Below are 21,240 nucleotides of genomic sequence, written 5' to 3'. Positions count from 1 at the left end.
CAAAATCAATACCAAACTTATTTTGGTCTTCAAATTTCCCGGAATGCCTTGTCCAATTGGGGAATTTGGTTATAGTGTAGTCAAGCTTATCAGGATTTGGATTCTTCCCGTGGCACGCGATGGACATTGCCCGCAGTTCCTTGTCGCCGTCGATGGCGGCGCCACCGGTACGCGTGTGCGGGTGTGCGATGCGGGCGGCCGCCCGTTGGGCGAGGGCCGCGCTGGTCCGTCCAGCCTGACGCTCGGGGTGCCGGCGGCCTGGGAGTCGGTTCTTGCGGCCATGCGCGCGGCCTTCGCCGCGGCGGGCGCAGGCGCGCCGGAGGAGGGCGCCATCCGGCTTGCAGCCGGGCTTGCCGGCGCGCTCTGCGCCGAGAACCGGGCGGCATTTCGCGAGCACTCGCCGCTGAGCGGTGCCGAACTCACCATTGTCACCGACGGCTATGCTTCGCTGATCGGCGCCTTTGCCGGTGCACCGGGGGTTGCCGTTGCCGTCGGCACCGGGGTGACGGCCTATGCGCTGCATCCGGGAGGCGAGGTGGTGCAGGCGAGCGGCTGGGGCTTTCCCGTCGGCGACGAGGGTGGCGGTGCCTGGATCGGGCATCGTGCGCTTCAGGCCTATCTTAAATGGCGCGACGGGCGGCGCACCGCGCCTTCCCGGCTGTTTGAGACCCTGCCCGAGCGCCTGGGTGCCTCGCTGGGCGACATCCAGGCCTGGCTGCGCAAGGCGCGGTCGACCGAATATGCCGCGCTTGCGCCGTTGGTGGTGGCAGCGGCGGCCGATCGGGATGCGCTTGCCGAGGAGATTCTGCGCGAGGGCGCGGCAGAGATTGCCGAGACAATCGACGCTATCGACGTTTCGACAGCCGGCCTGCCCATTGCGCTGCTCGGCGGACTTGCCGAGGTGTTCGGCCCGCGCCTGCCCGAGCGCCATCGTGCCCGGCTGGTTGCGCCGCGGGGAAATGCGCTTGACGGGCTGGTGCGGCTTCTTCTGGATCGGTCCATGCGAAGCGGGGGGGCGTCATGACCGAAACGCAGCGGCGGCCGGAAGCGGGGGCACGCGCACCGCTCTATCAGCAGCTTGCCGAGACCCTCGCCCGGCAGATCGAAACCGGAGAATATAGCCCCGGCGCGGCCCTGCCGCCCGAGCGGCGGCTGGCCGAGATCCACGGCGTGAGCCGCATCACCGTGCGCCACGCGCTGGAGCAGCTTGCCCGCCAGGGCGTGGTGGAACAGCGGCGCGGTTCGGGCACCTATGTCTCCGCCAAGGTCTCACAGTCGCTCACGCGGCTGACCAGCCTGTCGGACGACGTGGCGGCGCGCGGGATGGTGGCGCAGTCGCGACTCATCAGTCGCGGCGTCGGATTGGCCACGCCGGAGGAGGTGATCGCGCTCGGTCTTTCTCCCGGGCGCAAGGTCACCCGCATCGTGCGGCTGCGCAGCGCCGACGGCCAGCCGCTGGCGCTCGAGGCCTCCACGCTCGTCCACGAAGCCCTGCCCGATCCTGACGAGGTGGGCGAATCGCTCTATGTCACCCTGGAAGCGCGCGGGATGCGCCCGGTGCGCGCCGTCCAGCGGCTTTCGGCCATCTCGCTCGACAAGCACCAGGCCGCGATGCTGGAGACCGAGCCCGGCGCCTGCGGGCTGCTGATCACGCGCATCGGCTATACGGCCGAGGACCGGGCGGTGGAATTTACCCGTTCCACCTTTCGCGGTGATCGCTGGGACTTCGTGACGGAGCTGTCCTGATGGCGGAGCTTACGGGATCGATTCTTGCCCCCGAGGGATGGGTCTCAGGCCGCGTCACCTTCGATGCGCGCATCGCCGGGCTCGAGGGTGAGCCGGTCGCGGCTCCGCGGCCGCCCTTCGTGCTGCCCGGCTTCGTCGACCTGCATGTGCATGGCGGCGGCGGGGCGGACATGATGGCCGGCGCGGCGGCCATCCGGACCGCCGCGATGCTGCACGCCCGCCACGGCACCACCAGCCTGCTGGCGACCTCGGTCACCGCGCCGGTGGAGGAGACCGCGGCCTTCCTCGCCGCCGTGGCCGAGGCTGCGGCCGCCGACTGGCCCGACGCGGCGTGCGTTCTGGGCGCGCATCTCGAGGGGCCGTTCATCAACCCCGACAAGCTGGGCGCGCAGCCGCCCCATGCCCGGCCTGCCGACCCGGCGCTGCTGCGCAAATGGACCGCGCTTGCGCCGGTGCGCGTCGTCACCTTCGCGCCCGAATGCGACCCCGGCGGCGCCTTGCGCGCGGCCATCCAGGCGGCGGGCGCACGCGCTCAGATCGGCCACAGCCTGTGCAGCTATGCCGAGGCGCACCATGCCATTGCCTGCGGATGCGGGGTAACGCATCTCTTCAACGCCATGACGGGGCTTGCCCACCGCGCCAACGGCATCGCCGGTGCGGCACTGGCCCATGCCGGCTTTGCCGAGATCATACCGGATCTCATCCATGTGGAGCCCGGCGCGATCCTTGCCGCCCGCCGGGCGATCCCGAATCTCTACGGCGTGACCGACGCCACCGCGAGCGCCGGCATGCCCGACGGCAGCGGCTACCGGCTCGGCGGGCATGTCGTGACCAAGCGGGATGGCAGCGTGCGGCTGGCGGACGGCACGCTTGCCGGTTCGGCGCTGACCATGGACCAGGCATTGCGCAATCTTGTCGCCATCGGCCTGCCGCTTGCCGAGGCGGCCCGGCGGCTCAGCACCATTCCGGCGCGATGGATCGGCGCCCTCGACATCGGCACCATCCGCCCCGGCGCGCGGGCCGATCTTGTGGTGCTCGACGACGCGCTCGCGGTGCGCGAGGTGGTCATCGCCGGCCGCAGCCTTTCTGCGGTGGCAGAGAAGGAAGGCTGAGACATGGAAGTCATCGTCAGACCCACGCGCGAGAGCGCCGTGGCCCTGGTCGCACGGCTGATCGCCGACCGCCTGCGCGCCCGGCCCGAACTGGTGCTCGGATTGGCCACCGGGCGCACGATGGAGCAGGTCTACCAGGCGTTGATCGCCTCGGGCGTGTCCTTTGCGCGCGCAACCACCTTCAACCTGGACGAATATATCGGCCTCGGGCCGGAGAGCCCGCATTCCTATGCCTATTACATGCGCGCGCGACTGTTCGACCACGTCGATATCGACCCGGCCAACACCCATCTTCCCGACGGAACCGCCAGCGACCTGAAGCAGGCGGCGGCGGACTACGAGCGGCTGATCAGGGAGGCCGGCGGGATAGATCTGCAGCTTCTGGGCATCGGCGAGTCGGGGCATATCGGTTTCAACGAACCGCTGAGCGCCATCAGCTCGCGCACGCGCGACAAGACCCTGACCCCGACCACGCGACGCCAGAACGCCGCGATGTTCGGCGGCGACCCGGAGCGCGTGCCCACCCGGGCGCTGACCATGGGTGTGGGCACGATCCTCGAAGCGCGCGAGCTGCTCCTGCTGGCCTGCGGGAGCGCCAAGGCGGAAGTCGTCGCCCGCGCGGTCGAGGGGCCGATCACCGCCTCGGTGACAGCCTCGGCGCTGCAGCTTCATGCCAATTGCAAGGTGGTGCTCGACGAGGAGGCGGCGGCGCTGCTGAAGGGCCGCGACTATTACGACTTCGTCTTCCGCAACGAACCCGACTGGGCGGCCTATCAGGACACCGACGCCCCCCCGGCCCCGCCCGCGAAGCGCTGACGCTGCTTGCTTGCATGCATCCCTCCTGGCAGCGATTCCGGGAGCCTTGGAATTGACGCTGTGACGCTCAGAGCAACTGATCTTCCAGCGCGCTCGGACGTCGCATGTGCCTGCGACAGAATCGGGTGTGGCTTGGCCCTGGCGATGCCTTTGCTATAAGCAGTCCATGGACAGCGCCGAAGCGCTCATCGTTTCTGATCTGTTGGCGACGCTTGACGGTCAACACGTCGCCCTTTTGTCGCGGCTGGCGTACCAGCCGCAGGGCATTCCCCTTGATGAGATCTCCCCTGCCCTGCTTGACAGCCTGACCGGCAGGCTGCGCAGCACGCTGGTCGCCGACAAGGCGGCGGGCGTGCTGCGTCCGCGCTCGCCGCATGTCGGCGCGCTTTTGGCCAGCGCGTTCGACGGTGCCGCGCTGCGCGAAGACACGAGCGGCGGCGCGGCCCTTCTGCGCGCCCTGTCGCAAGCCCAGGCGCGCAACGATTTTGATACGGCCTTGCGGCTCTTCCGCAGCGGCGGCGGCCACTTCTTCATGCATTTTTTCGGCATGGAAGCCTGCCAGCAGGCGATTGCCGGCTTTCCCGAACAGATGCGGCGAGAGACCAGGACGCTGATCTTCGCCAGTGCCATGCACGCGCTGAAGGCTGGCAATGTCAGCCGCGCGCGCCATCTCATTGCCCACCACTTCGGCGCTGAGGCCAACGACCTGACACGGGTTCTGGAAAAGACCGACCGCTATTGCCTCGATTTCCGCCTCTTCCGTTTCCTTATGGCAATGTATGAGGACCGGCCGATTACCGATACGATGCGCGAGCGGCTGTTCGACGCGCTTGGAGAAGTGCCCCTTGAGGACCATCTCCAGCGCGGCAGTTTCTACAACGCCATGCTGGAGGTGTTCGTGCGCCGTCGCCAGTTCGACGCGGCGGTGGAACTCGCCCGGCGCGCGCGCTTTCACTACCAGCGTGCCGAGGCCCACCTTCTGGGCTTCTATATCGACCTTTACCTTGCGATCCTGGCGCTGATGCGCGGCACTCTGCCCGCCGCCAAATCCCATCTGCGCGACGCCGGCGAAACATTGCAAAAGGTGCCCTTCGAGACGCCCTCCGACAAGCGTATCCTTGGCCTGGTGAGCGCCGTCATACGCTATGAGCAGGGCGAGGTGCGCCCACTGGTCGACTTCCTCAATGACGAGTTCGACCAGTTCGCCTATGGCGAAATCTGGCCCACCGTGGCGGAGCTTGCGATCAATTACGGGGGACAGGCGCTGAGCCGCTGCATTGCCATTCCGGCCGCCCGGGTCTTTCTGGACAAATGGCGCGTGCAGGAGTGGCGTTCCAATCGCTTTCGCACGCTCATCACGCTGCGCGAGGTGGCGATCCTGCAAAGTGGCAATCGCTGGCAGGAAGCGGCCGACCTTCTGACCGCCGTTCAGTCGCGGATCAACCGCACATGGGTGGAAGGGGCGGCGGACAATCTGTTGCGCCTTGTCGATCCCCAGGAGATCGCGCTTGCGATGGCCTGGCTGCGGCATCTGATCTGGGAGGTGCCTTCGCGGCCGATGCTGCGCGAGCAGCTGGCTGCGCTCTTGCGCAACGATCACGTCACGGAGCGGCAGCGCATCACGCTGCTTCTGTGGTCGGCGCATGTAGCACGCCACCAACGCGACATCACGGCGGCGCGCTCTGCGTTGCTGAAGGTGCTGGAGGCTAGCGCAAGGCTTGGAAGCATCATCCCGCTTGTCGACGACGCGGCGATGCTGGAGCGGCTTCTGGCCGACAAGCGACTGCGACAATTCGTTCTCGCCTCAAGCGAAACACGGCAGGTGGTGCGCAGGATCAGGGCGATGGAGACCCCGATTGCCGAAGGTGCGCGCAGGGCGGGGCTGACGCGCCGGGAGATGAAGGTGCTGCTGCTGGTGGTCGAGGGCGGCACGAACAAATATGTCGCCCGTCAGCTCGGCATCTCCGAGGTGACCGTCAAGTTTCACCTGTCCAACATCTACCGGAAGATCGGCTGCCGCAGGCGTAGCGAGGCGGTCGCCACCGCCCGGGCGCTGGGCTGGGTGGCGTGAAACCTATACCTCTTCGCGGAAAACCTATACTTCGCGAACCTTGATCCCGGCCTTTGCCTGACGCGAAGATCACGTCGAACGCGGCGCCCAGACCGCGGGGCAAACGGGAACACCATGCAAGCAAACGCTCTCGACATCTTGCTGCGGCGCCTGTTGGGTTTTGCCGGCGTGATGTTTGTCCTCTCTTTGATGATCTTCGTGCTGGCGCGCATCGTCCCGGGCGATCCGGCGCGCATTGCGCTCGGCCCCAGCGCCACGCAGGAACAGGTCGATGCCATGCGCCAGGAAATGGGCCTCGATCAGCCCGTCCTCGTGCAATATCTGGACTATGCGGCGAGTGCACTGAAGGGCGACTTCGGACGCTCGTTGATCTCCGGCAAGCCGGTGAGCGGCGAGATCCTGGAGCTGCTGCCCGCCACGCTGGAGCTGGTGATCGTCACCGTCTTCCTCATGATCGCTATCTCGGTGCCGCTCGGAGTGACAACGGCGCGCTTTCGCAACAGCTGGATCGACAATGCGGGCCGCTTCTTCTCCATCGTCGGCGTCACCATGCCGAGCTTCCTGTTCGCGATCCTCCTGCAGCTTCTTGCCGCCAACTTCCTGCCAGGCTGGCCGATTCTGGGCCGCATCGACCACAGCTTGTCCCTGCCGTCGGGGCCGACCGGGCTGCTGCTGGTCGATTCGGTGGTTCATGGCCGCGGCGACGTGTTCTTGAGCGCGCTGCAACACATCGCGTTTCCCGCTCTGGCCCTGGCCATGGCTGGCATCGGCCAGGTGACGCGCATCACCCGTTCCGCAATGATCGAACATCAGCGGCGCGATCACGTCCTGACGCTTAAGTCCTTCGGCGTGCCGGATCGCGTCATCGTCTTCCGCTATCTGCTGAAGCTTTCCTCCATTGCGCCATTGACCATCATGGGCCTCGAATTTGCCTCGCTGATCGGCAATGCCTTCGTGGTGGAAATGGTGTTTTCCTGGGGCGGCTTTGCCTCCTACGGGCTGGAAGCCATTCTTCAGAAAGATCTCAATGCCGTGATGGCGGTCGTGCTCGTCTCCGGCTTCTTCTTCATCGTCGCCAATCTCGTCATCGATGTGGTGCTGCTCATCATCGATCCGCGGCTGCGCTTCAAGGAGGCGCGCTGATGGCCGTTGCCCAGACTCCCGAACCTCAGGCGCTTTCCACCCGCTACATGGCGTGGTACCGCTTCACCCGCAATCCGGCCGCCGTCGTGGGCGCCTTCATGGTGGTCTCGGTGGTGCTTACGGCCATCTTCGCGCCGCTCATTGCACCCTTCCCCGACCATGTGGGCGCCGTGGTCGACTTTCGCAGCCGCCATATGGCACCTGATTGGGTGCATCTGCTGGGCACCGACAAGGTGGGGCGCGATATCCTTACGCGCGTCATCTTCGGGTTTCGCGTCTCTCTGCTGCTCGTCATCGGCGTGCTCGGCGTTGCCGTGCCGGTGGGTGCGGCGCTTGGCATGCTGGCGGGCTATTTCAGCGGACTGACGGAGCGTCTGATTACCGGCTTCACCAACGTCATGCTGGCGATTCCGCCACTTGTCATGGCGCTGGCCATCGGAAATGTGCTGGAGCCCAACCTTGTCAACGCCATGTTCGCCATTACCCTTCTGTGGTGGACCTGGCACGCCCGCCTTGTCTACCGCGTGTCGAAATCCATCGCTGCGGAGGATTTCATCGAGGCGGCGCGCCTTGCCGGCGCCAGCCACTGGCATGTGCTCACCCGTGAGATCCTGCCCAACTGCATTTCAGTAATCTCGGTGAAGACGACGCTGGATGCCGCCTTCGTCATCCTCTTCGGGGCAACGCTTTCCTTTCTCGGTCTTGGGGTAAAGCCGCCGACGCCCGATCTGGGGTCCATGGTTGCCGACGGGCGGCAGTTCCTGCCCGAAATGTGGTGGGAAGTGCTCGCCCCCGGCTTTGCCATCTTCTATGCGACGCTTGGCTTCAACCTGCTGGGCGATGGCCTGCGTGACATGTTCGACGTGGAGGCGTAGGCGATGCAGCCGCTGCTCGACATTCGCAGTCTGAACGTCTCCTTCCACACCTACGGATTGCGCACCCATGTGCTGAAGGATGTGTCGCTGACAATCCCCGAGGGCGGTCGTGCAGCACTGATCGGCGAGACGGGTTCCGGCAAGTCGGTAACGGCGAAATCCATCCTGGGCACGTTGCCGGGCAATGCGCGGATCGAAAGCGGCTCGGTGCTTTTCGAGGGTCAGAACCTGCTCACCCTTTCGGAAGGCCAGCGCAATGCGATGAAGGGAACGGCCTTTTCCATCATCATGCAGGATCCCCTGTCCTCGTTCAATCCGGTCTTCCGCATCGGCCGGCATCTCGATGACGTCATGCGGTTTGCCGATCGCCGGCTGGGCCGCAAGACGGACGCAGCGGAGCGCCGGGAACGCATCCACGAGGTGCTGCGCAAGGTGCAGCTTTCCGATCCTGAGCGCATATGTGCCGCCTTCCCCGCGCAGCTTTCGGGCGGCATGCGCCAACGGGTGCTGATTGCACTGGCACTGCTGCACCAGCCCAAGCTGCTGATCGCCGACGAGCCGGGCACCGCGCTCGACGTGACGACGCAGGACGAAATCATGAAGCTCATCAACCGGCTGGTCGCCGACAATGGCCTGTCGCTTCTGATGATCACGCACAATCTCGGTGTGGTTCGCCAGATGGCCGACGACATCTACGTGATGCGCCATGGTGAAATTGTCGAGCACGGCGAGCGCAGGCGTCTGTTTTCCGCGCCGTGCCAGGCCTATACGCGCCAATTGGTCGATGCCATCCCGGCGCTTTACGGTGCGCGCGTGAGCGACCAGCCGACTGTTGACGGCGATGTCATTGTGGCGCTTTCGGGCGTCTCCAAGATTTTCCGCGAACGGCGCCTTTTCGGCGGCGGTCGCGAGCACACCGCTGTCAGGAATGTCGACCTTTCGATCCGCCGTGGCGAAATCTTTGGGCTTGCCGGCGAATCCGGCTCCGGCAAGACGACCGTGGCGCGCATGATCATGGGTCTGATCGCGCCGAGCGCAGGCGCCATCAACGTCGACGGCACCGAACTTTCCGGCACCGCGCGCAGCGACGCCTTCCGCCATCTCACCCAAATCGTCTACCAGAACCCTGGAACCTCGCTCAATCCGAAACGTTCAGTCGGCCAGACGCTTGCCGTGCCGCTGCGCTTTGCCGGTCTTGACCGCAGGGCAGCCGAGGAGCGCACGATGGAGCTTCTCGGCCAGGTGGACCTGCCGCCGCACTACATCTCGAAATATCCGCACGAGCTTTCGGGCGGCCAGAAGCAGCGCGTAGCGATCGCACGCGCGCTTGCTGCCAATCCGAAGATCATCGTCCTCGACGAGCCGACCTCGGCGCTCGACGTCTCGGTGCAGAAGAATGTCATCGCACTGCTGCAGAAGCTGCGCGACGAATTGGGACTTACCTACCTCTTCATTTCTCACGATCTCTCGCTGATGCGCAATTTCTGCAGCCGCATCGCCATCATGCTGCGCGGCGAAATCGTCGAGGAGGGGCGACCGGCAGACGTCTTCGCCGAGCCCCGGCACCCCTATACGCGAGCGCTGATTGCGGCCGTGCCCGTGATGGACGACGAGGAGGAGCGCATGAAACCCTCGGTAAGCATCGAGGAACGCAGAAGGTTTCTGGTCGACGCCGTCGCGTGACGATGGCCGGCCGAACGAGGAAAGGAGAATTCGGTGTATCGCTTAGGCATAGATGTGGGGGGCACCAATACCGATGCCGTGGTCATGCAGGACCGCAAGGTGCTGGCCGGTGTCAAGGCGGCCACGACCGAGGACGTGACCTCGGGCGTGCTGGAGGCGCTGGAGCAGGTTCTGACAAAATCCGGCGTGGAGCGAACCCGCATCGACACCGTGATGATCGGCACCACGCATTTCACCAATGCCGTCATCGAGCGCAAGCACATCAGCCCCGTCGCCGCCATTCGGCTTGGCCTTCCGGCCACGGCCTGCCTGCCGCCCATGGTGGACTGGCCGGAGAGCCTGCGCCAGGCGACGGGGGATCTGGGATATCTGGTGCGCGGCGGCTACGAGTTCGACGGTCGTGAAATCGCCCCGCTCGACGAGGCTGAGATCGACCGCATCGCCGACGACATCAACGCCAAAAAGGTTGCCGCCGCCGCCATCAGCGCCGTCTTCAGCCCGATCAATCGGGAAATGGAGATTGCGGCGAAGGAACGGTTGCGCAGGAAGTGCCCGGACCTGCCCGTCGTGCTTTCGAGCGATATCGGCCGCATCGGCCTTCTGGAACGCGAAAGCGCGGCGATCATGAACGCCAGCCTGCTGGCGTTGAGCGAGCGCACGGTGGAAGCCTTCGCCCGTGCTCTGAGGTCCATCGGGCTTGTCTGCCCCTTCTATATCACGCAGAACGACGGCACGCTGATGAGCGCCGATGTGGTAAAGCGCTTTCCGGTGCTCACCTTTGCCTCCGGTCCCACGAACTCCATGCGCGGGGCGGCGTTTCTCACCGGCATCAAGAATGGCATCGTGGTGGACATCGGCGGCACCACGACCGATGTCGGCGCCCTGCAGCAAGGCTTTCCGCGCCAGGCGGCCACGGTGGTCGACATTGGCGGCGTGCGCACCAATTTCCGCATGCCGGATGTCTTTTCCATCGGGCTGGGCGGCGGTTCGCTGGTCCGGCGCGGGCCCGACGGTGCCGTAAGCGTCGGCCCGCAGTCGGTCGGCTATCGCATCACCAAAGAGGCGATGGTGTTTGGTGGCGACACGTTGACGGCTACCGACATCGCGGTGGCGCTTGGCCAATGCGAGGTTGGCGATGTGTCAAGAGCGGCAGCGATCGACAAGGCGACGGCAGGCGAGGCAAGACGCCTCATCACGCAGATGCTGGAGACGGCTGTGGAACGCAGCCGCATCTCCCCCGAGCCTGTGCCGGTGATTGCTGTGGGCGGCGGCTCCATCCTGATGCCGGAGAGGCTTGGCGAGCTCGCGGTGCTCAGGCCCGAGAATTTCGCGGTTGCCAATGCCGTGGGCGCGGCGATTGCGCAGATCAGCGGCGAGGTCGACCGCATCTATGCGCTTGAGAACGGCTTGAGTCGCGAGGAGTGCCTGCGGCAGGCGGAGGAAGAAGCCACCCAAAGGGCACTTGCCTCCGGCGCCCAGGCCGGCACCATCGAGGTGATCGAGCGCGAAGATGTGCCGCTTGCCTATCTGCCAGGCAATGCCACCCGCATTCACGTCAAGGTGGTGGGCGAAATGGGAGGCGCGCATGCTGACCAGCCGGCGTGAAAGCCTGTGGACGCTGAGCGAGGAGGACATCGAGGCGCTGGAAATCGGCGCAGCCATCCTTGGCACCGGTGGCGGTGGCAATCCCTACATCGGCAAGCTGCGCGCCCGGCAGGCACTGCGCGAGGGCAACCGGCTGCGCATCATGCCGCTTCGCGACCTGCCGGACGATGCCAAGGTCGTCTCGCTCGGCGGCATCGGCGCGCCGCTCATCTCCTTCGAGCGCATCAAGGAAGGCCGGGAGGGCCTGCGCTGCCTGCGCGCGCTGGAGGAACGGCTGGATTTCAAGGCCGACGCCATCGCCTGTGAAGAAATCGGTGGCCAGAACGCCTTCGAACCGTTGATCACCGCCTCCCTCGCAGGTCTGCCCGTGGTCGATGCGGACGGCATGGGCCGCGCCTTCCCCGAGATGCAGATGACGACCTACTCCATCTACGGGCACCGTTCCACGCCCTCCGTCATGTGCGATCCGCATGGCAATGTCGTCATCTTCGACCATGCAATCACCGAAAAGTGGCACGAGCGCATGGCGCGCGCCTGTGTGATCGCGCAGGGAGGCGCCTCCACGCTTGCCAGTGCGCCGATGAGCGGCGCTTTCGTCAAGCGCTTTTCCATCCCCCATTCCTATACCAGGGCAATCGCGCTTGGCCGGGCGGTGCGGCAAGCGCGAGAAAGCCACGCCGACCCCATTGCAGCCCTGTGCGAGATGGAACAGGGCCGCCTCGTGCACACGGGGAAGATCGTCGACCTTAAGCGTCACCTGCGTGGCGGCTTTGTCACCGGAGAAGCGATCATCGAGGGCTTCGACGCCCATGGGGGGCAGACGGGCTCGGTCCTCATCCAGAACGAGAACCTGATTTTCAAGCGCGATGGCGTGGTGGAGGTGGTGGTTCCCGATCTCATCATCATCCTCGACATCGACAGCGGCACGGCGATCACCACGGAGATGTTGCGTTACGGCCAGCGCGTGGCGGTCGTCGCTCTTCCCTGCCATCCGCTGTTGGGAACTCCTGAGGCCCTGGAGGTGGTCGGGCCCCGGGGGTTCGGCTTCGAGGACATCAACTACCGGCCAATGGCGGCGAATGAACCGGAAGGAGGCAGCGCGCCATGACGAAATTCTTGGTCTCGGCGGAAGAGATGGAACCGATTGCCCTTGGCGGCGCCTTTCTCGGTACCGGTGGGGGCGGCGACCCGCACATCGGCAAGCTGATGGCGCAGGCCGCCATCGCCCGCCACGGGCCGGTCAGGGTGATCGACGCCGAGGAGGTGGACGACGATGCCCTGTGCGTGCCCGTATGCATGATGGGCGCCCCGACGGTGATGGTGGAGAAATTGCCGCGTGGTGACGAGGCGCGCGAGGCGCTGCATCAGCTCGAAACCTTTCTCGGCAAAAAGGCCGATGCACTGATCTGCATCGAAGCGGGCGGCCTCAACTCCACCATTCCCTTTGCGGTGGCGGCTGCGACCGGCCTTCCCCTGATCGACGGCGACGGCATGGGGCGTGCCTTTCCCGAGCTGCAGATGGTGAGTTTCACCATGCATGGCATCTCCGCCACGCCCATGGTGATCGCCGATGAGAAGGGAAACTCCTCCGTCATCAACGCCATTTCCAACCAGTGGACGGAGCGACTTGCACGCGCCCAGACCGTGCAGATGGGCGGCGCCGCGCTTGTTGCGCTCTACCCGATGGATGGGGCGCAGATGAAGAAAGGGCTGCTGCGCAACACTCTGTCGCTGATCCGGGAAATCGGCGAGACGATCGCAGCCGAGCGCAAACTCAATCGCAATCCCGCCGAAGCCCTGCTTTCCCGGCTTGGCGGGCGGCGGCTGTTTAGCGCCCGCGTCATCGACATCGAGCGGCGCACCACGGGCGGCTTTGCGCGCGGCAAGGCGTTGCTCAAGGGCATGGATGGCGACCAGGGGCGGCACTTCACCGTCGAGTTCCAGAATGAGTTCCTGATCGCGCGGGACAGTGAGGGGCGCGCGCTAGCCACGACGCCCGATCTTATCTGTGCGCTGGACGCCGATGGCGGCCTGCCGATTACCACCGAACAGCTGCGCTACGGGCTCGCCGTCTCCTTCATCGGCCTGCCATGCGACCGGCAGTGGCGCAGCCAGGCAGGTCTCGATCTCGTGGGACCGGGCTACTTCGGCTACGAGCAGCGCTTCGTTCCGGTGGAATCACCGGGCGAGACGGCCTGACACCAGAATCAAAGCAACCATCCAGAGGAGAATGTCATGAAACGGATACTCCCCTTCGCCCTTGTGGCAGCACTGGCAAGCCCAGGCGCAACAAGCACCGCCGCACAGGCCCAGGAGGACAGGATCTCGCTGGTCGTCAATGCCGTACAGATCTTCGGCACCGTCGATCCGGCGAAGGTCAACGACTATACCGAATACATGGCGATCGTGAATCTTTACGATGCGCTGACGACCGTCGATCCACAGGGCAACGTGGTACCTCAGCTTGCCGAAAGCTGGCAGATTTCCGAGGACAGCAAGACCTACACATTCACGCTCAAGGAGGGGGCCACCTTCCAGGACGGCAGCCCCGTGGAGGCCAAGGATGTGGTCTGGTCCCTGCGCCGGCTTCTGGCTCTCAACGAAGGTCCCTCCTATCTGTTTTCGGGCCTCGTGGAACCGGAGAGCATCAAGGCGCTCGACGCACGTACAGTGGAGATCACGCTCAACCGCGTCTATGCGCCCTTCATTTCCGTCACCCCGCTTATCCTGGTGGTCAACTCCGACCTTGTCGCCGCGCAGGATGACGGCGAGTGGGGCGAGAACTATCTGGCGGAAAACCCTGCCGGCGCCGGCCCCTACAGGCTAACTGCCTGGACACGCGGCGCGCAGATGACGATGGAGCGCTATGAGGACTATCATATGGGATGGCCCAAGGAGCGGCCCATCGACGAGCTGCGCTTCGTTGTCACGCGGGACGAGGCGACGGTGAAGGCGCTGGCCACCAAGGGCGAACTCGGCATGTCGTCGCAATATCAGAGCAACGAGACCTACGAGGCGATCGAAAAGCTGGAAAACTACAAGATCATCGCCGCCGACACCGCCACGGCTTTCTACATCAAGCTCAACAATCAGGTCCCGCCGACCGACGACGTTCACATCCGCCGCGCCATTGCCTATGCGATCGACTATGAGACGGTTCGCGATGTCATCTACCCGGGCGGCGTGCTGAAGGGTCCGCTGGCTCCGGTCTTTGCCGACGCGCATCTCGACAGCCTGCCTGAGCCTGAATTCAACCTCGAGAAGGCGCGTGAGGAGGTGGCCAAATCGAAATATGCGGGCGAGGAGCCGATCAAGCTCACCCATGCCTATGTCGCCAAGACGGCGTTCGAGGAGGAGATCGGACTGCTCTTGAAGTCGACCCTTGAGACCATCGGCTTCGAGGTGGAGCTGCAGCCTGAACCCTGGAACCGCATCACCGAGCTTGCCTCCGCGGTGGAGACGACGCCCGATTCAACCCAGGTCTTCTATGGGCCGACCTATCCTTCACCGGATTCGGTCTTTTATGTCCAGTATCATTCCAAGGCCAAGGGAACCTGGTCATCGATGGAATGGGTGATGGATCCGCAGATCGATGCGCTGATCGACGCTTCGCGTGAGGAGACGGACCCAGAGGCGCGCAACGCGATCTACAAGGAAATCCAGCAAAAGCTTCACGATCGTCAGTCGGATGTCTTCCTGCTCACGCAGAAGAAGCGCTTTGCCGCCAGCCAATGTCTGCAGGGCTATGCCTGGGTGCCCATGCAGAGCTGGGACACCGATTTCTCGCGCTTCTGGTGGGACTGCGAGAACTGAAGCACAAGTCCGACAGGGCCGGAACCATTTGGCTTCCGGCCTTTTCACTTCCCGAAGGCCGGGCAACCCTCTTTCCCGGTCTGTCGGGATCGCCTCCTTTGCCGATCCGCAATCTCTTCGACTTTTTTGACATGGCACCCTCAGTGCCGAACGTGTGTCCCCCCGAGCGACGTCGTTGCCGACATGCGGCCCTCGAAGCACGATCCTGCGGGCGGACGCCTTCCGCTCGTCGAACATGATGGCAGGGGGGATGGGTGCGGTCCCCGGAAGAACAGCGCATTGAGCACCGGGGTGGCATCCAGCGTCATGACGGTGCCGATGCCCGGTCCGAAGGCGATGACGCTTGCCTTCCCGTAGAATGGGGGAGCCTGCGTCAGGATGAGCGACAGGAGGCAGAGAATGACCATGAAGCCGAAATCTGCCCGCATGACGAGCAGGCCGATGGCCGCACCCACGACCCGAAGCGGAATGGTGGCGACGATGAGGAGCGGTCGGCGGAAAGAATTGAACTGAGCGATCAGGAGGAGAAACATTGCGCCGATGCACAATGGGACGTTCGCAGCGAGTGCCGTCTTGCCTTCGCCGGAGTCGATGGCGATGCCATCATATTCGATCGTACAACCGGGTGGCAGCGTTGCGCGGAGCTGTACCCGAACGGCCGTCAGAAACACCAGAATAGCACCTTGCCACGCGGAGGCCTTCCATACACGCCACGGTCTGCCGATAACGCTGAAATTCGCCAGCAAAGTCGGCGATATCCTGACGACCTCGTCTTCAGAGGATCAGTCGGACACTGAAGACGAACACAAGCCGCTTCCGTTCTGGCATCACATATGACGGGAGATCGCCGGGCTGATCTGCAGCATTTTGCAGCCGGATGGAATCAGCTGGCGTCGCACAAATGCGGCAAAAACAAATAGATGAACCGGTCTAGCGTTTCCGACCGTCACTCCGGGCCGAAAGATGCACGGTAGGTCTCCTCGATTCGCATTGCCTCCTCATCGGTCAGTGCCGCGAACTCCTTCTCGCGGGCGCGGCGGGAGAGGCGTCCTTCGTTCTGCTGAAGGAAGCGGAAGAGCAGGTCGGTCGTGCGCTCGGACATGTCGAGGAAGGCTTCGATGTCCTGACGGAAGCGGTCGTAGCGCCGCAGGAAGTCCGTCTCGTGCGGCAGGTCTTCCTCGATTGTCTTTTGGACGCAGGCGTAGAGGAATTCGGCGTGCGGGGTTGCATCGAAGAAGCGATAAAAATCGCCCGTGTCATTCAGGACGCGCACGTTGAAGCTCTCTGTCGGCTCCCACTCGACGAGCGGCAGCAGGCGCGCGGAGTAGCTTTCGAGCACGGCCCGGTACTCGTCGATGCGTTCCAGGATCGCCGACGAGACCGGGAAAACGACGCCGGGCGGATTGAAGCCGCGCTCGGCGAGCACGTGATGGATGAGGTAGCGGTGAATCCGGCCGTTGCCGTCCTCGAACGGATGGATATAGACGAAGCCGAAGGCGAGGATCGCGGCGGCCACCACGGCATCGAGGCTTTGCGCCGGGCCGCGGTCGAACGCGATCATGCCGTCAATCAGTGTCTGCAGGTCTTCATGGCGCGCACTGATATGGTCCGGCAGTGGCATTCGGGTTTCGCGGTCATGCTCGCCCACGAAGCCGCCCTCCTGGCGGAAGCCGAGCTTCACGAAGCGCGCATCGCCGATGACGATGCGTTGCAGGCGCAGCAGCTCCTCGCCATCGAGCGGGCGGCGACCGGCTTCGCCGATGGCGCGACCCCAGCGCTGGATGCGGTCCTGCGGCGGGCGTTCGCCCTCGATGGCGTAGCTCGACCGTGAGTCCTTGAGCAGCAGGAAGGCGGCAGTGCGGGCAAGAATGTCGCGCGGCACCGCAGCGACGATGTCCTGCGCGCGCTGCGGCAGTTTCAGCGCGGCGAAGCGTTCCAGCGCTTCAGTGCGGTAGACCAGCGGGCAGAAGTCCGGCGTGCCGGGCAGGTTGTTCCTGACCCGGTAGCGCGGTGCGTTCTCTCCTTCGGGAGCGTATTGCTGCTCGGGATCGACCACAGGCACGTAGCGTCCCGCCGTTGCGTCCGGCAGATCGAGGCGGTCTCCGGTCAGCCATTCATAAAGGAACCAGATGCGGCGGGCATAGCTGCCCGTTGGCTTCTCGCGCACGAGCGCTTCGATGGCATCGGGACCGGTGGCAACGAACAGGCGCTTGAGGACAGCAAGATCGAGGCCCTCATATTTGAGGGCGAAGGTGAGGTGTCCTTCGAGGGTGGCATGCGGGGCGTGGCGCGGCGTCATGATGCGCCAGCCGTCCTGCTCTATGATGCGGTGGCGCTCGCCGGTCGCCGAGAGCGTCCGGGGCAGCGGAACGGCGAGGTCGTAAGCATCGATCAGCGCAACATAGCCGGCTGGCGTCGCCGTCTCGGGGAGGCGCCGTTCCTGAAAAACCGTCACGGGTCCTGAAAACTGAGTCTGCGCCGCTGCAGCCATGAAAAAACATCTCTCTCTGTCAAAGCGCGGTCTTAAGGGGGGTTTCCCCCGAATTTTGATTCTAACACGTGAAAAGTGTTTCTCGAAACACACTCTTCGTGAAAAATGTGCTTGGCGCCGAGGGAGGAGCAACAACAGGGACGCGGCATTCCAATGTGCTTGGTAAGCATCAAAATGGCATGACAATACATTTGCCTTGGGGAAACAGTCGCGATGGCGCGAGCCATCATCTCGCCCACCATTGTGGCGATGTGGCGATCGGCTTCGAGGCTCTGGCGATACCGGAGATGCCGGAACCGGCGAAACCAACTGCCCTCATGCTCAAGGCTTCACGGCGACGGATCGTCGTCGTCCACCATCGCATCAAAGTTCGAGAGGCCGACACACACACACGCGCAAAAATTGGCTCCCCGAGGTTAGCCAGTTTTGGACCTGTTCGGCAGCCATTCGAAGCGGCAGGTTGTTGCGCAGACATCTTGCCCGGAGGTTGGAGTGCATAGGCGGCATTTTCTTTCACTGACTTCAGTACCGGTCCTATCCACCTTTTTCCTTTTCCCGGCGAGGGCGCGAGATCTTCAGGAGGAAAACAATATGACCACCCCCACGAAGACGGGGTATGCGCCCGTCAACGGGCTTGAGCTGTACTACGAGATTCACGGCACGGGTAAGCCACTGATCCTGCTTCACGGCGGCATCGCGGCGCTCGAACTCTTCGAATCGAGCCTGCCGGTATTCGCCGGATCTCGGCAAGTCATCCTCGTTCATCTGCAGGCGCATGGCCGAACGAAGGATATCGACCGGCCGCTTCGCTTCGAATTCATGGCCGATGACATCGCCGCATTGCTGGCTCACCTCGGTATCGCGAAAGCGGATGTGATGGGCTACTCCCTCGGAGGCGGCGTGGCCATGCAACTGGCGATCCGGCATCCCGAGGTTGTCGACAGGCTTGTGGTCGTTTCCGAAGCCATGAAGCGCAGCGGGTATTACCCCGAAGTCATTGCCGCGTTCGACCAGATGGAGGCGATGGCGCCACAGATCGGTGCGAACGTCGCACAGTCTCCGTTGGCCGAGCTCTATCCCGATGTGGATTGGGTGCAGTTGTTTGCCAAGATGGGCGACCTCTTGAAGCGCGACTACGACTGGTCCGAAGAATTTGCTGCAATCTCGTCGCCAACCATGCTGGTTTTCGCCGATGCGGATGCGCAAACGCCGGAATACATAATGGAGGCCTGGCGCCTTCTCGGCGGCGGCCAGCGTGATGCCGGACTTGACGGTTCGTTGAGGCCGCAGGCGCAGCTGGCGATCGTGCCCGGCACGACCCACTACAACCTGGTTGCAACGCCGGTTGTCGCGGAACTCGTGGCCCCTTTCCTCGATGCCGAACGGCCGCAGTCCGGCAGTGCGAACTGACGGGGCGACCCGCGTCTATTCCCAAGCCTACAGAGATGACAGCAATGACGGACAACCGACCCATTCTCATCATATGCCCGCCGAACGGCGGCAACGGGGGTCTGGGAAGGCACTGCGTGAGCGCAACCCATTGCCGCGGCTGTCCGGCGCAGGCACTCAAAAGGAACAAACAGAAATGCAAGCGCTCATCACCGCCCTTTTGTGGGTCTCGGCCATCGGCTGCGGGCTGATCGCCGGGCTCTATTTCGCCTTCTCGACCTTCATCATGACCGCGCTCGACCGCATCGGGCCGGCGCAGGGCGCGGCCGCCATGAACTCGATCAACTCCACCATTCTCGGCTCGCTGTTTATGCCGCTGTTTTTCGGCACGACCGTCGCTGCTGCAATCCTGGCCGTGCTCGCACTTGTTCGCTGGAGCGAACCCGGCGCGATGGTCATGCTCGCAGGCGGGCTGATCTATGTTGTCGGCATGTTCATCTGTACGGTCGTCTACAACGTGCCGCTGAACAATGAGTTGGCGCGGGCCGGGGCCGGATCGGCGGAAGTCTGGGCCCGATACCTCAGGGACTGGACCTTCTGGAACCATGTCCGCACCGTGGCCTCGACAGCCGCGATGGCGCTTTTTGTCGTCGCACTTCTTGCCCGGCACTCCGACTTGCCTTGATGCACCTCAATCAGCACCGGGAAAAGTCGGGTGGAGATGAGCCGGTCTTGCAAGAACACCGATGGAGAAAATGCGGCATTGGCAATGTCGCGGCGACTGGACACGCCTGGACACGACGCGGCCCGACTCGCTCGGTCCGGCACGGGAAATTTCCTGGCAGGAACGTCCACCTGCCCACCATTTCACGCTGGATCTGCAGGTACGAAAGGGTCGTTTTGCCATGGAGAGCGTTGAACCCGGCCTGGTGAAATACACCCGCCCGCGCCTTTCCGCAGCTCGTATAGAGGAAGCAACGGCGCATATCAGTGCCGAGTTCCGCGACACACCGCAATTCCTGGCGGAATCCATTTCCGAAAAAATGGGCTGCCACATCATCGTGAAAGTGGAGACAGTCAATCCCATTCGTTCATTCAAAGCCAGGGGTGCGCAGACGTTCGTTTCGCGGCTGGACCACGTTTCTCATGTCGTTTGCGTCACGGCCGGCAATTTCGGCCAGGGCATGGCTTATGCAGCGCGATCCCGGGGGCTGCCCCTGACTGCCTTCGCGAAATCCGACGCGAACCGGAGCAAGATCAGCCGCATCTCCGCCCTTGGCGCGGACGTCAGCCTCGTCGAAGGTGATCTCGATAAGGTTTACGCCGCCGCCAAAGCGTTTGCAGATCAATGCGGAGCCTTGTTTGTCGAGGACGGGCGGGAGCCCGCCATTGCCGAGGGAGCCGGGACCATCGGCATTGAACTGATGCGGTGGAAGGAGCCGATCGACGCGATCGTCGTGCCGGTTGGGGATGGAGCACTGCTCGGGGGGATCGGCACCTATGTCAAGCACACCTGTGCCGACACACGCCTGATCGGCGTCTGTGCCAGGGGTGCGCCGGCTATGGAGCGATCATGGCGCACGGGCCGGGTGCAGACACACGTCCCCGATACGATTGCGGACGGAATTGCGATTCAGACACCCTTTGCCGAATCCCTTGCCGAGTTGCTGCACGTCGCGGACGATTTTCTGCTTGTGGACGAGGCGACGATTGGAACTGCCATGCGGGTGGCGTTTCTGGAGCTCGGTGTGTTGCTTGAGCCCGCAGGCGCGGCCGGACTGGCAGCGATAATCGCTCATCAGGCCGTGTTCCGGGGCAAGACCGTTGCCGTTGTCCTTTCCGGAGGAAACCCGTCCGAAGAGCAGCTTCGGCAGATCCTCGCGTGAAACCGTCTGCTCCACAATGCTCTTCTGAAAACCGTCGGATCACCAGGACTGTGATCTGGAATGCATCCGTTCGGCCCGGTGTACGCAGCAGCGACACCCCACGACCCCCAACTGGCTGGGCGAACCTTGCATTGCCTTGTCGCGAAAATGGCCCGGCGACCGGACAGTCGCCGGGCTCATGTCGCCGCTTAGGCGCTGTCACCTTTGATCCATTGCGGCGTGATCGAACGAAACTCGGACTGGCCGACGAGAAGGGCCGCCGTCTCCCGCTGATAATCCTTGTACCAGGGTTGGTTGACGAAGTCGTCCGTTGCTGCATCACCGGTGTATAGCTGGTAGGCCACGATCGCATCTGGATCGGTATCGTCGTACCCGTACACATAGGCGATCTGTCCGCTGGCTCCCTCGATATATTCGCGGGCGTACTTCTCCCAGATGCGCTTCACCTCGTCGCGTTTGCCGGGTTGCGCCTTGTGTCTGATGTACAGTGCTTTCATGCTCATGATCTTCACCTCGGGTTTCGCGGCGCTTTCCCGCCGACGGCTGGGCACCATGCCCATGACCATGTGACGTTCGAGGAGAGGCGTTTGTGACGTGGGCCGAGTTTTTT

The 21,240-nt window shown here is 63.9% G+C and carries 18 protein-coding genes; 15 read left to right on the top strand and 3 right to left on the bottom strand.

Translation table 11 applies throughout. The features are described 5' to 3' along the window. Positions 1 to 109: 109 nt before the first annotated feature. The 12 genes from NYR58_RS03135 to NYR58_RS03080 all read left to right on the top strand — a co-directional run bounded on the left by NYR58_RS03135 (position 110) and on the right by NYR58_RS03080 (position 14,864). Entirely contained in the window at positions 110 to 1,024 is a 915-nt protein-coding gene (locus NYR58_RS03135) for a BadF/BadG/BcrA/BcrD ATPase family protein (RefSeq protein ID WP_261519014.1), read from the top strand. Further along, positions 1,021 to 1,746, top strand: a complete 726-nt coding sequence (locus tag NYR58_RS03130; RefSeq protein ID WP_261519013.1) for a GntR family transcriptional regulator — start codon at positions 1,021 to 1,023, stop codon at positions 1,744 to 1,746. Before NYR58_RS03135 ends, NYR58_RS03130 begins: the two co-directional genes overlap by 4 nt. Further along, the gene (locus NYR58_RS03125) at positions 1,746 to 2,858 is read left to right on the top strand and encodes an N-acetylglucosamine-6-phosphate deacetylase (protein ID WP_261519012.1); all 1,113 of its coding nucleotides are present in this window, start codon (positions 1,746 to 1,748) and stop codon (positions 2,856 to 2,858) included. Before NYR58_RS03130 ends, NYR58_RS03125 begins: the two co-directional genes overlap by 1 nt. A 3-nt stretch (positions 2,859 to 2,861) precedes the next feature. Then, on the top strand, positions 2,862 to 3,674 hold the full coding sequence (gene nagB, locus NYR58_RS03120) for a glucosamine-6-phosphate deaminase (RefSeq protein ID WP_261519011.1): 813 nt from the start codon (positions 2,862 to 2,864) through the stop codon (positions 3,672 to 3,674). A gap of 166 nt (positions 3,675 to 3,840) precedes the next feature. Beyond that, positions 3,841 to 5,745, top strand: coding sequence for a helix-turn-helix transcriptional regulator (locus NYR58_RS03115; RefSeq protein WP_261519010.1), 1,905 nt, complete (start codon positions 3,841 to 3,843; stop codon positions 5,743 to 5,745). Between the two features lie 114 nt (positions 5,746 to 5,859). Continuing rightward, on the top strand, positions 5,860 to 6,888 hold the full coding sequence (locus NYR58_RS03110) for an ABC transporter permease (RefSeq protein ID WP_261519009.1): 1,029 nt from the start codon (positions 5,860 to 5,862) through the stop codon (positions 6,886 to 6,888). After that, positions 6,888 to 7,763: an ABC transporter permease gene (locus NYR58_RS03105; protein ID WP_261519008.1), complete on the top strand. Its 876-nt coding sequence runs from the start codon at positions 6,888 to 6,890 to the stop codon at positions 7,761 to 7,763. Before NYR58_RS03110 ends, NYR58_RS03105 begins: the two co-directional genes overlap by 1 nt. A 3-nt stretch (positions 7,764 to 7,766) precedes the next feature. Then, a complete protein-coding gene (locus NYR58_RS03100) occupies positions 7,767 to 9,446 on the top strand; it encodes a dipeptide ABC transporter ATP-binding protein (protein WP_261519007.1) in 1,680 nt (559 codons plus the stop codon). Positions 9,447 to 9,479: 33 nt separating this feature from the next. Further along, the gene (locus tag NYR58_RS03095; RefSeq protein WP_261519006.1) at positions 9,480 to 11,051 is read left to right on the top strand and encodes a hydantoinase/oxoprolinase family protein; all 1,572 of its coding nucleotides are present in this window, start codon (positions 9,480 to 9,482) and stop codon (positions 11,049 to 11,051) included. Next, positions 11,032 to 12,159, top strand: coding sequence for a DUF917 domain-containing protein (locus NYR58_RS03090; protein WP_261519005.1), 1,128 nt, complete (start codon positions 11,032 to 11,034; stop codon positions 12,157 to 12,159). Before NYR58_RS03095 ends, NYR58_RS03090 begins: the two co-directional genes overlap by 20 nt. Beyond that, positions 12,156 to 13,250, top strand: a complete 1,095-nt coding sequence (locus tag NYR58_RS03085; RefSeq protein WP_261519004.1) for a DUF917 domain-containing protein — start codon at positions 12,156 to 12,158, stop codon at positions 13,248 to 13,250. Before NYR58_RS03090 ends, NYR58_RS03085 begins: the two co-directional genes overlap by 4 nt. 36 nt (positions 13,251 to 13,286) lie before the next feature. Continuing rightward, positions 13,287 to 14,864: an ABC transporter substrate-binding protein gene (locus NYR58_RS03080; RefSeq protein ID WP_261519003.1), complete on the top strand. Its 1,578-nt coding sequence runs from the start codon at positions 13,287 to 13,289 to the stop codon at positions 14,862 to 14,864. Positions 14,865 to 15,004: 140 nt separating this feature from the next. On the opposite strand, the gene NYR58_RS03075 is transcribed toward NYR58_RS03080, so the two are convergent. Then, entirely contained in the window at positions 15,005 to 15,610 is a 606-nt protein-coding gene (locus tag NYR58_RS03075; protein WP_261519002.1) for an efflux RND transporter permease subunit, read from the bottom strand. Between the two features lie 200 nt (positions 15,611 to 15,810). After that, positions 15,811 to 17,355: a Fic family protein gene (locus NYR58_RS03070; RefSeq protein ID WP_261519001.1), complete on the bottom strand. Its 1,545-nt coding sequence runs from the start codon at positions 17,353 to 17,355 to the stop codon at positions 15,811 to 15,813. A gap of 591 nt (positions 17,356 to 17,946) precedes the next feature. Between NYR58_RS03070 and NYR58_RS03065 the strand changes: the two genes are divergently transcribed. From NYR58_RS03065 to NYR58_RS03055, 3 genes are all read left to right on the top strand, one after another. Further along, entirely contained in the window at positions 17,947 to 18,765 is an 819-nt protein-coding gene (locus tag NYR58_RS03065; protein ID WP_261519000.1) for an alpha/beta fold hydrolase, read from the top strand. 175 nt (positions 18,766 to 18,940) lie between these two features. Then, positions 18,941 to 19,429 carry an anthrone oxygenase family protein gene (locus NYR58_RS03060; RefSeq protein ID WP_261519166.1) on the top strand — a complete coding sequence of 163 codons (489 nt, stop codon included), beginning with the start codon at positions 18,941 to 18,943 and terminating at the stop codon, positions 19,427 to 19,429. Positions 19,430 to 19,490: 61 nt separating this feature from the next. Beyond that, a complete protein-coding gene (locus NYR58_RS03055; protein ID WP_261518999.1) occupies positions 19,491 to 20,630 on the top strand; it encodes a threonine ammonia-lyase in 1,140 nt (379 codons plus the stop codon). Positions 20,631 to 20,818: 188 nt separating this feature from the next. Here the strand turns inward: NYR58_RS03055 and NYR58_RS03050 are convergent, their stop codons facing one another. Then, on the bottom strand, positions 20,819 to 21,196 hold the full coding sequence (locus tag NYR58_RS03050; RefSeq protein WP_261518998.1) for a putative quinol monooxygenase: 378 nt from the start codon (positions 21,194 to 21,196) through the stop codon (positions 20,819 to 20,821). Between the last annotated feature and the right edge of the window lie 44 nt (positions 21,197 to 21,240).

Source organism: Chelativorans intermedius (genome assembly GCF_025398255.1).
In the GTDB taxonomy this organism is placed as follows: domain Bacteria; phylum Pseudomonadota; class Alphaproteobacteria; order Rhizobiales; family Rhizobiaceae; genus Chelativorans; species Chelativorans intermedius.
The sequence above is the reverse complement of the archived record's forward strand: the minus strand, read 5'-3'. Positions and strand labels throughout refer to the sequence as shown.

What these genes read in the sequence shown, in the direction of transcription:
- NYR58_RS03130 (WP_261519013.1), top strand. Translation starts at nt 1,021, where the DNA reads ATGACCGAAACGCAGCGGCGGCCGGAAGCGGGGGCACGCGCACCGCTC.
- NYR58_RS03125 (WP_261519012.1), top strand. Translation starts at nt 1,746, where the DNA reads ATGGCGGAGCTTACGGGATCGATTCTTGCCCCCGAGGGATGGGTCTCA.
- nagB (WP_261519011.1), top strand. Translation starts at nt 2,862, where the DNA reads ATGGAAGTCATCGTCAGACCCACGCGCGAGAGCGCCGTGGCCCTGGTC.
- NYR58_RS03115 (WP_261519010.1), top strand. Translation starts at nt 3,841, where the DNA reads ATGGACAGCGCCGAAGCGCTCATCGTTTCTGATCTGTTGGCGACGCTT.
- NYR58_RS03110 (WP_261519009.1), top strand. Translation starts at nt 5,860, where the DNA reads ATGCAAGCAAACGCTCTCGACATCTTGCTGCGGCGCCTGTTGGGTTTT.
- NYR58_RS03105 (WP_261519008.1), top strand. Translation starts at nt 6,888, where the DNA reads ATGGCCGTTGCCCAGACTCCCGAACCTCAGGCGCTTTCCACCCGCTAC.
- NYR58_RS03100 (WP_261519007.1), top strand. Translation starts at nt 7,767, where the DNA reads ATGCAGCCGCTGCTCGACATTCGCAGTCTGAACGTCTCCTTCCACACC.
- NYR58_RS03090 (WP_261519005.1), top strand. Translation starts at nt 11,032, where the DNA reads ATGCTGACCAGCCGGCGTGAAAGCCTGTGGACGCTGAGCGAGGAGGAC.
- NYR58_RS03085 (WP_261519004.1), top strand. Translation starts at nt 12,156, where the DNA reads ATGACGAAATTCTTGGTCTCGGCGGAAGAGATGGAACCGATTGCCCTT.
- NYR58_RS03080 (WP_261519003.1), top strand. Translation starts at nt 13,287, where the DNA reads ATGAAACGGATACTCCCCTTCGCCCTTGTGGCAGCACTGGCAAGCCCA.
- NYR58_RS03070 (WP_261519001.1), bottom strand. Translation starts at nt 17,355, where the DNA reads ATGGCTGCAGCGGCGCAGACTCAGTTTTCAGGACCCGTGACGGTTTTT.
- NYR58_RS03065 (WP_261519000.1), top strand. Translation starts at nt 17,947, where the DNA reads ATGACCACCCCCACGAAGACGGGGTATGCGCCCGTCAACGGGCTTGAG.
- NYR58_RS03060 (WP_261519166.1), top strand. Translation starts at nt 18,941, where the DNA reads ATGCAAGCGCTCATCACCGCCCTTTTGTGGGTCTCGGCCATCGGCTGC.
- NYR58_RS03055 (WP_261518999.1), top strand. Translation starts at nt 19,491, where the DNA reads ATGGAGAAAATGCGGCATTGGCAATGTCGCGGCGACTGGACACGCCTG.
- NYR58_RS03050 (WP_261518998.1), bottom strand. Translation starts at nt 21,196, where the DNA reads ATGGTCATGGGCATGGTGCCCAGCCGTCGGCGGGAAAGCGCCGCGAAA.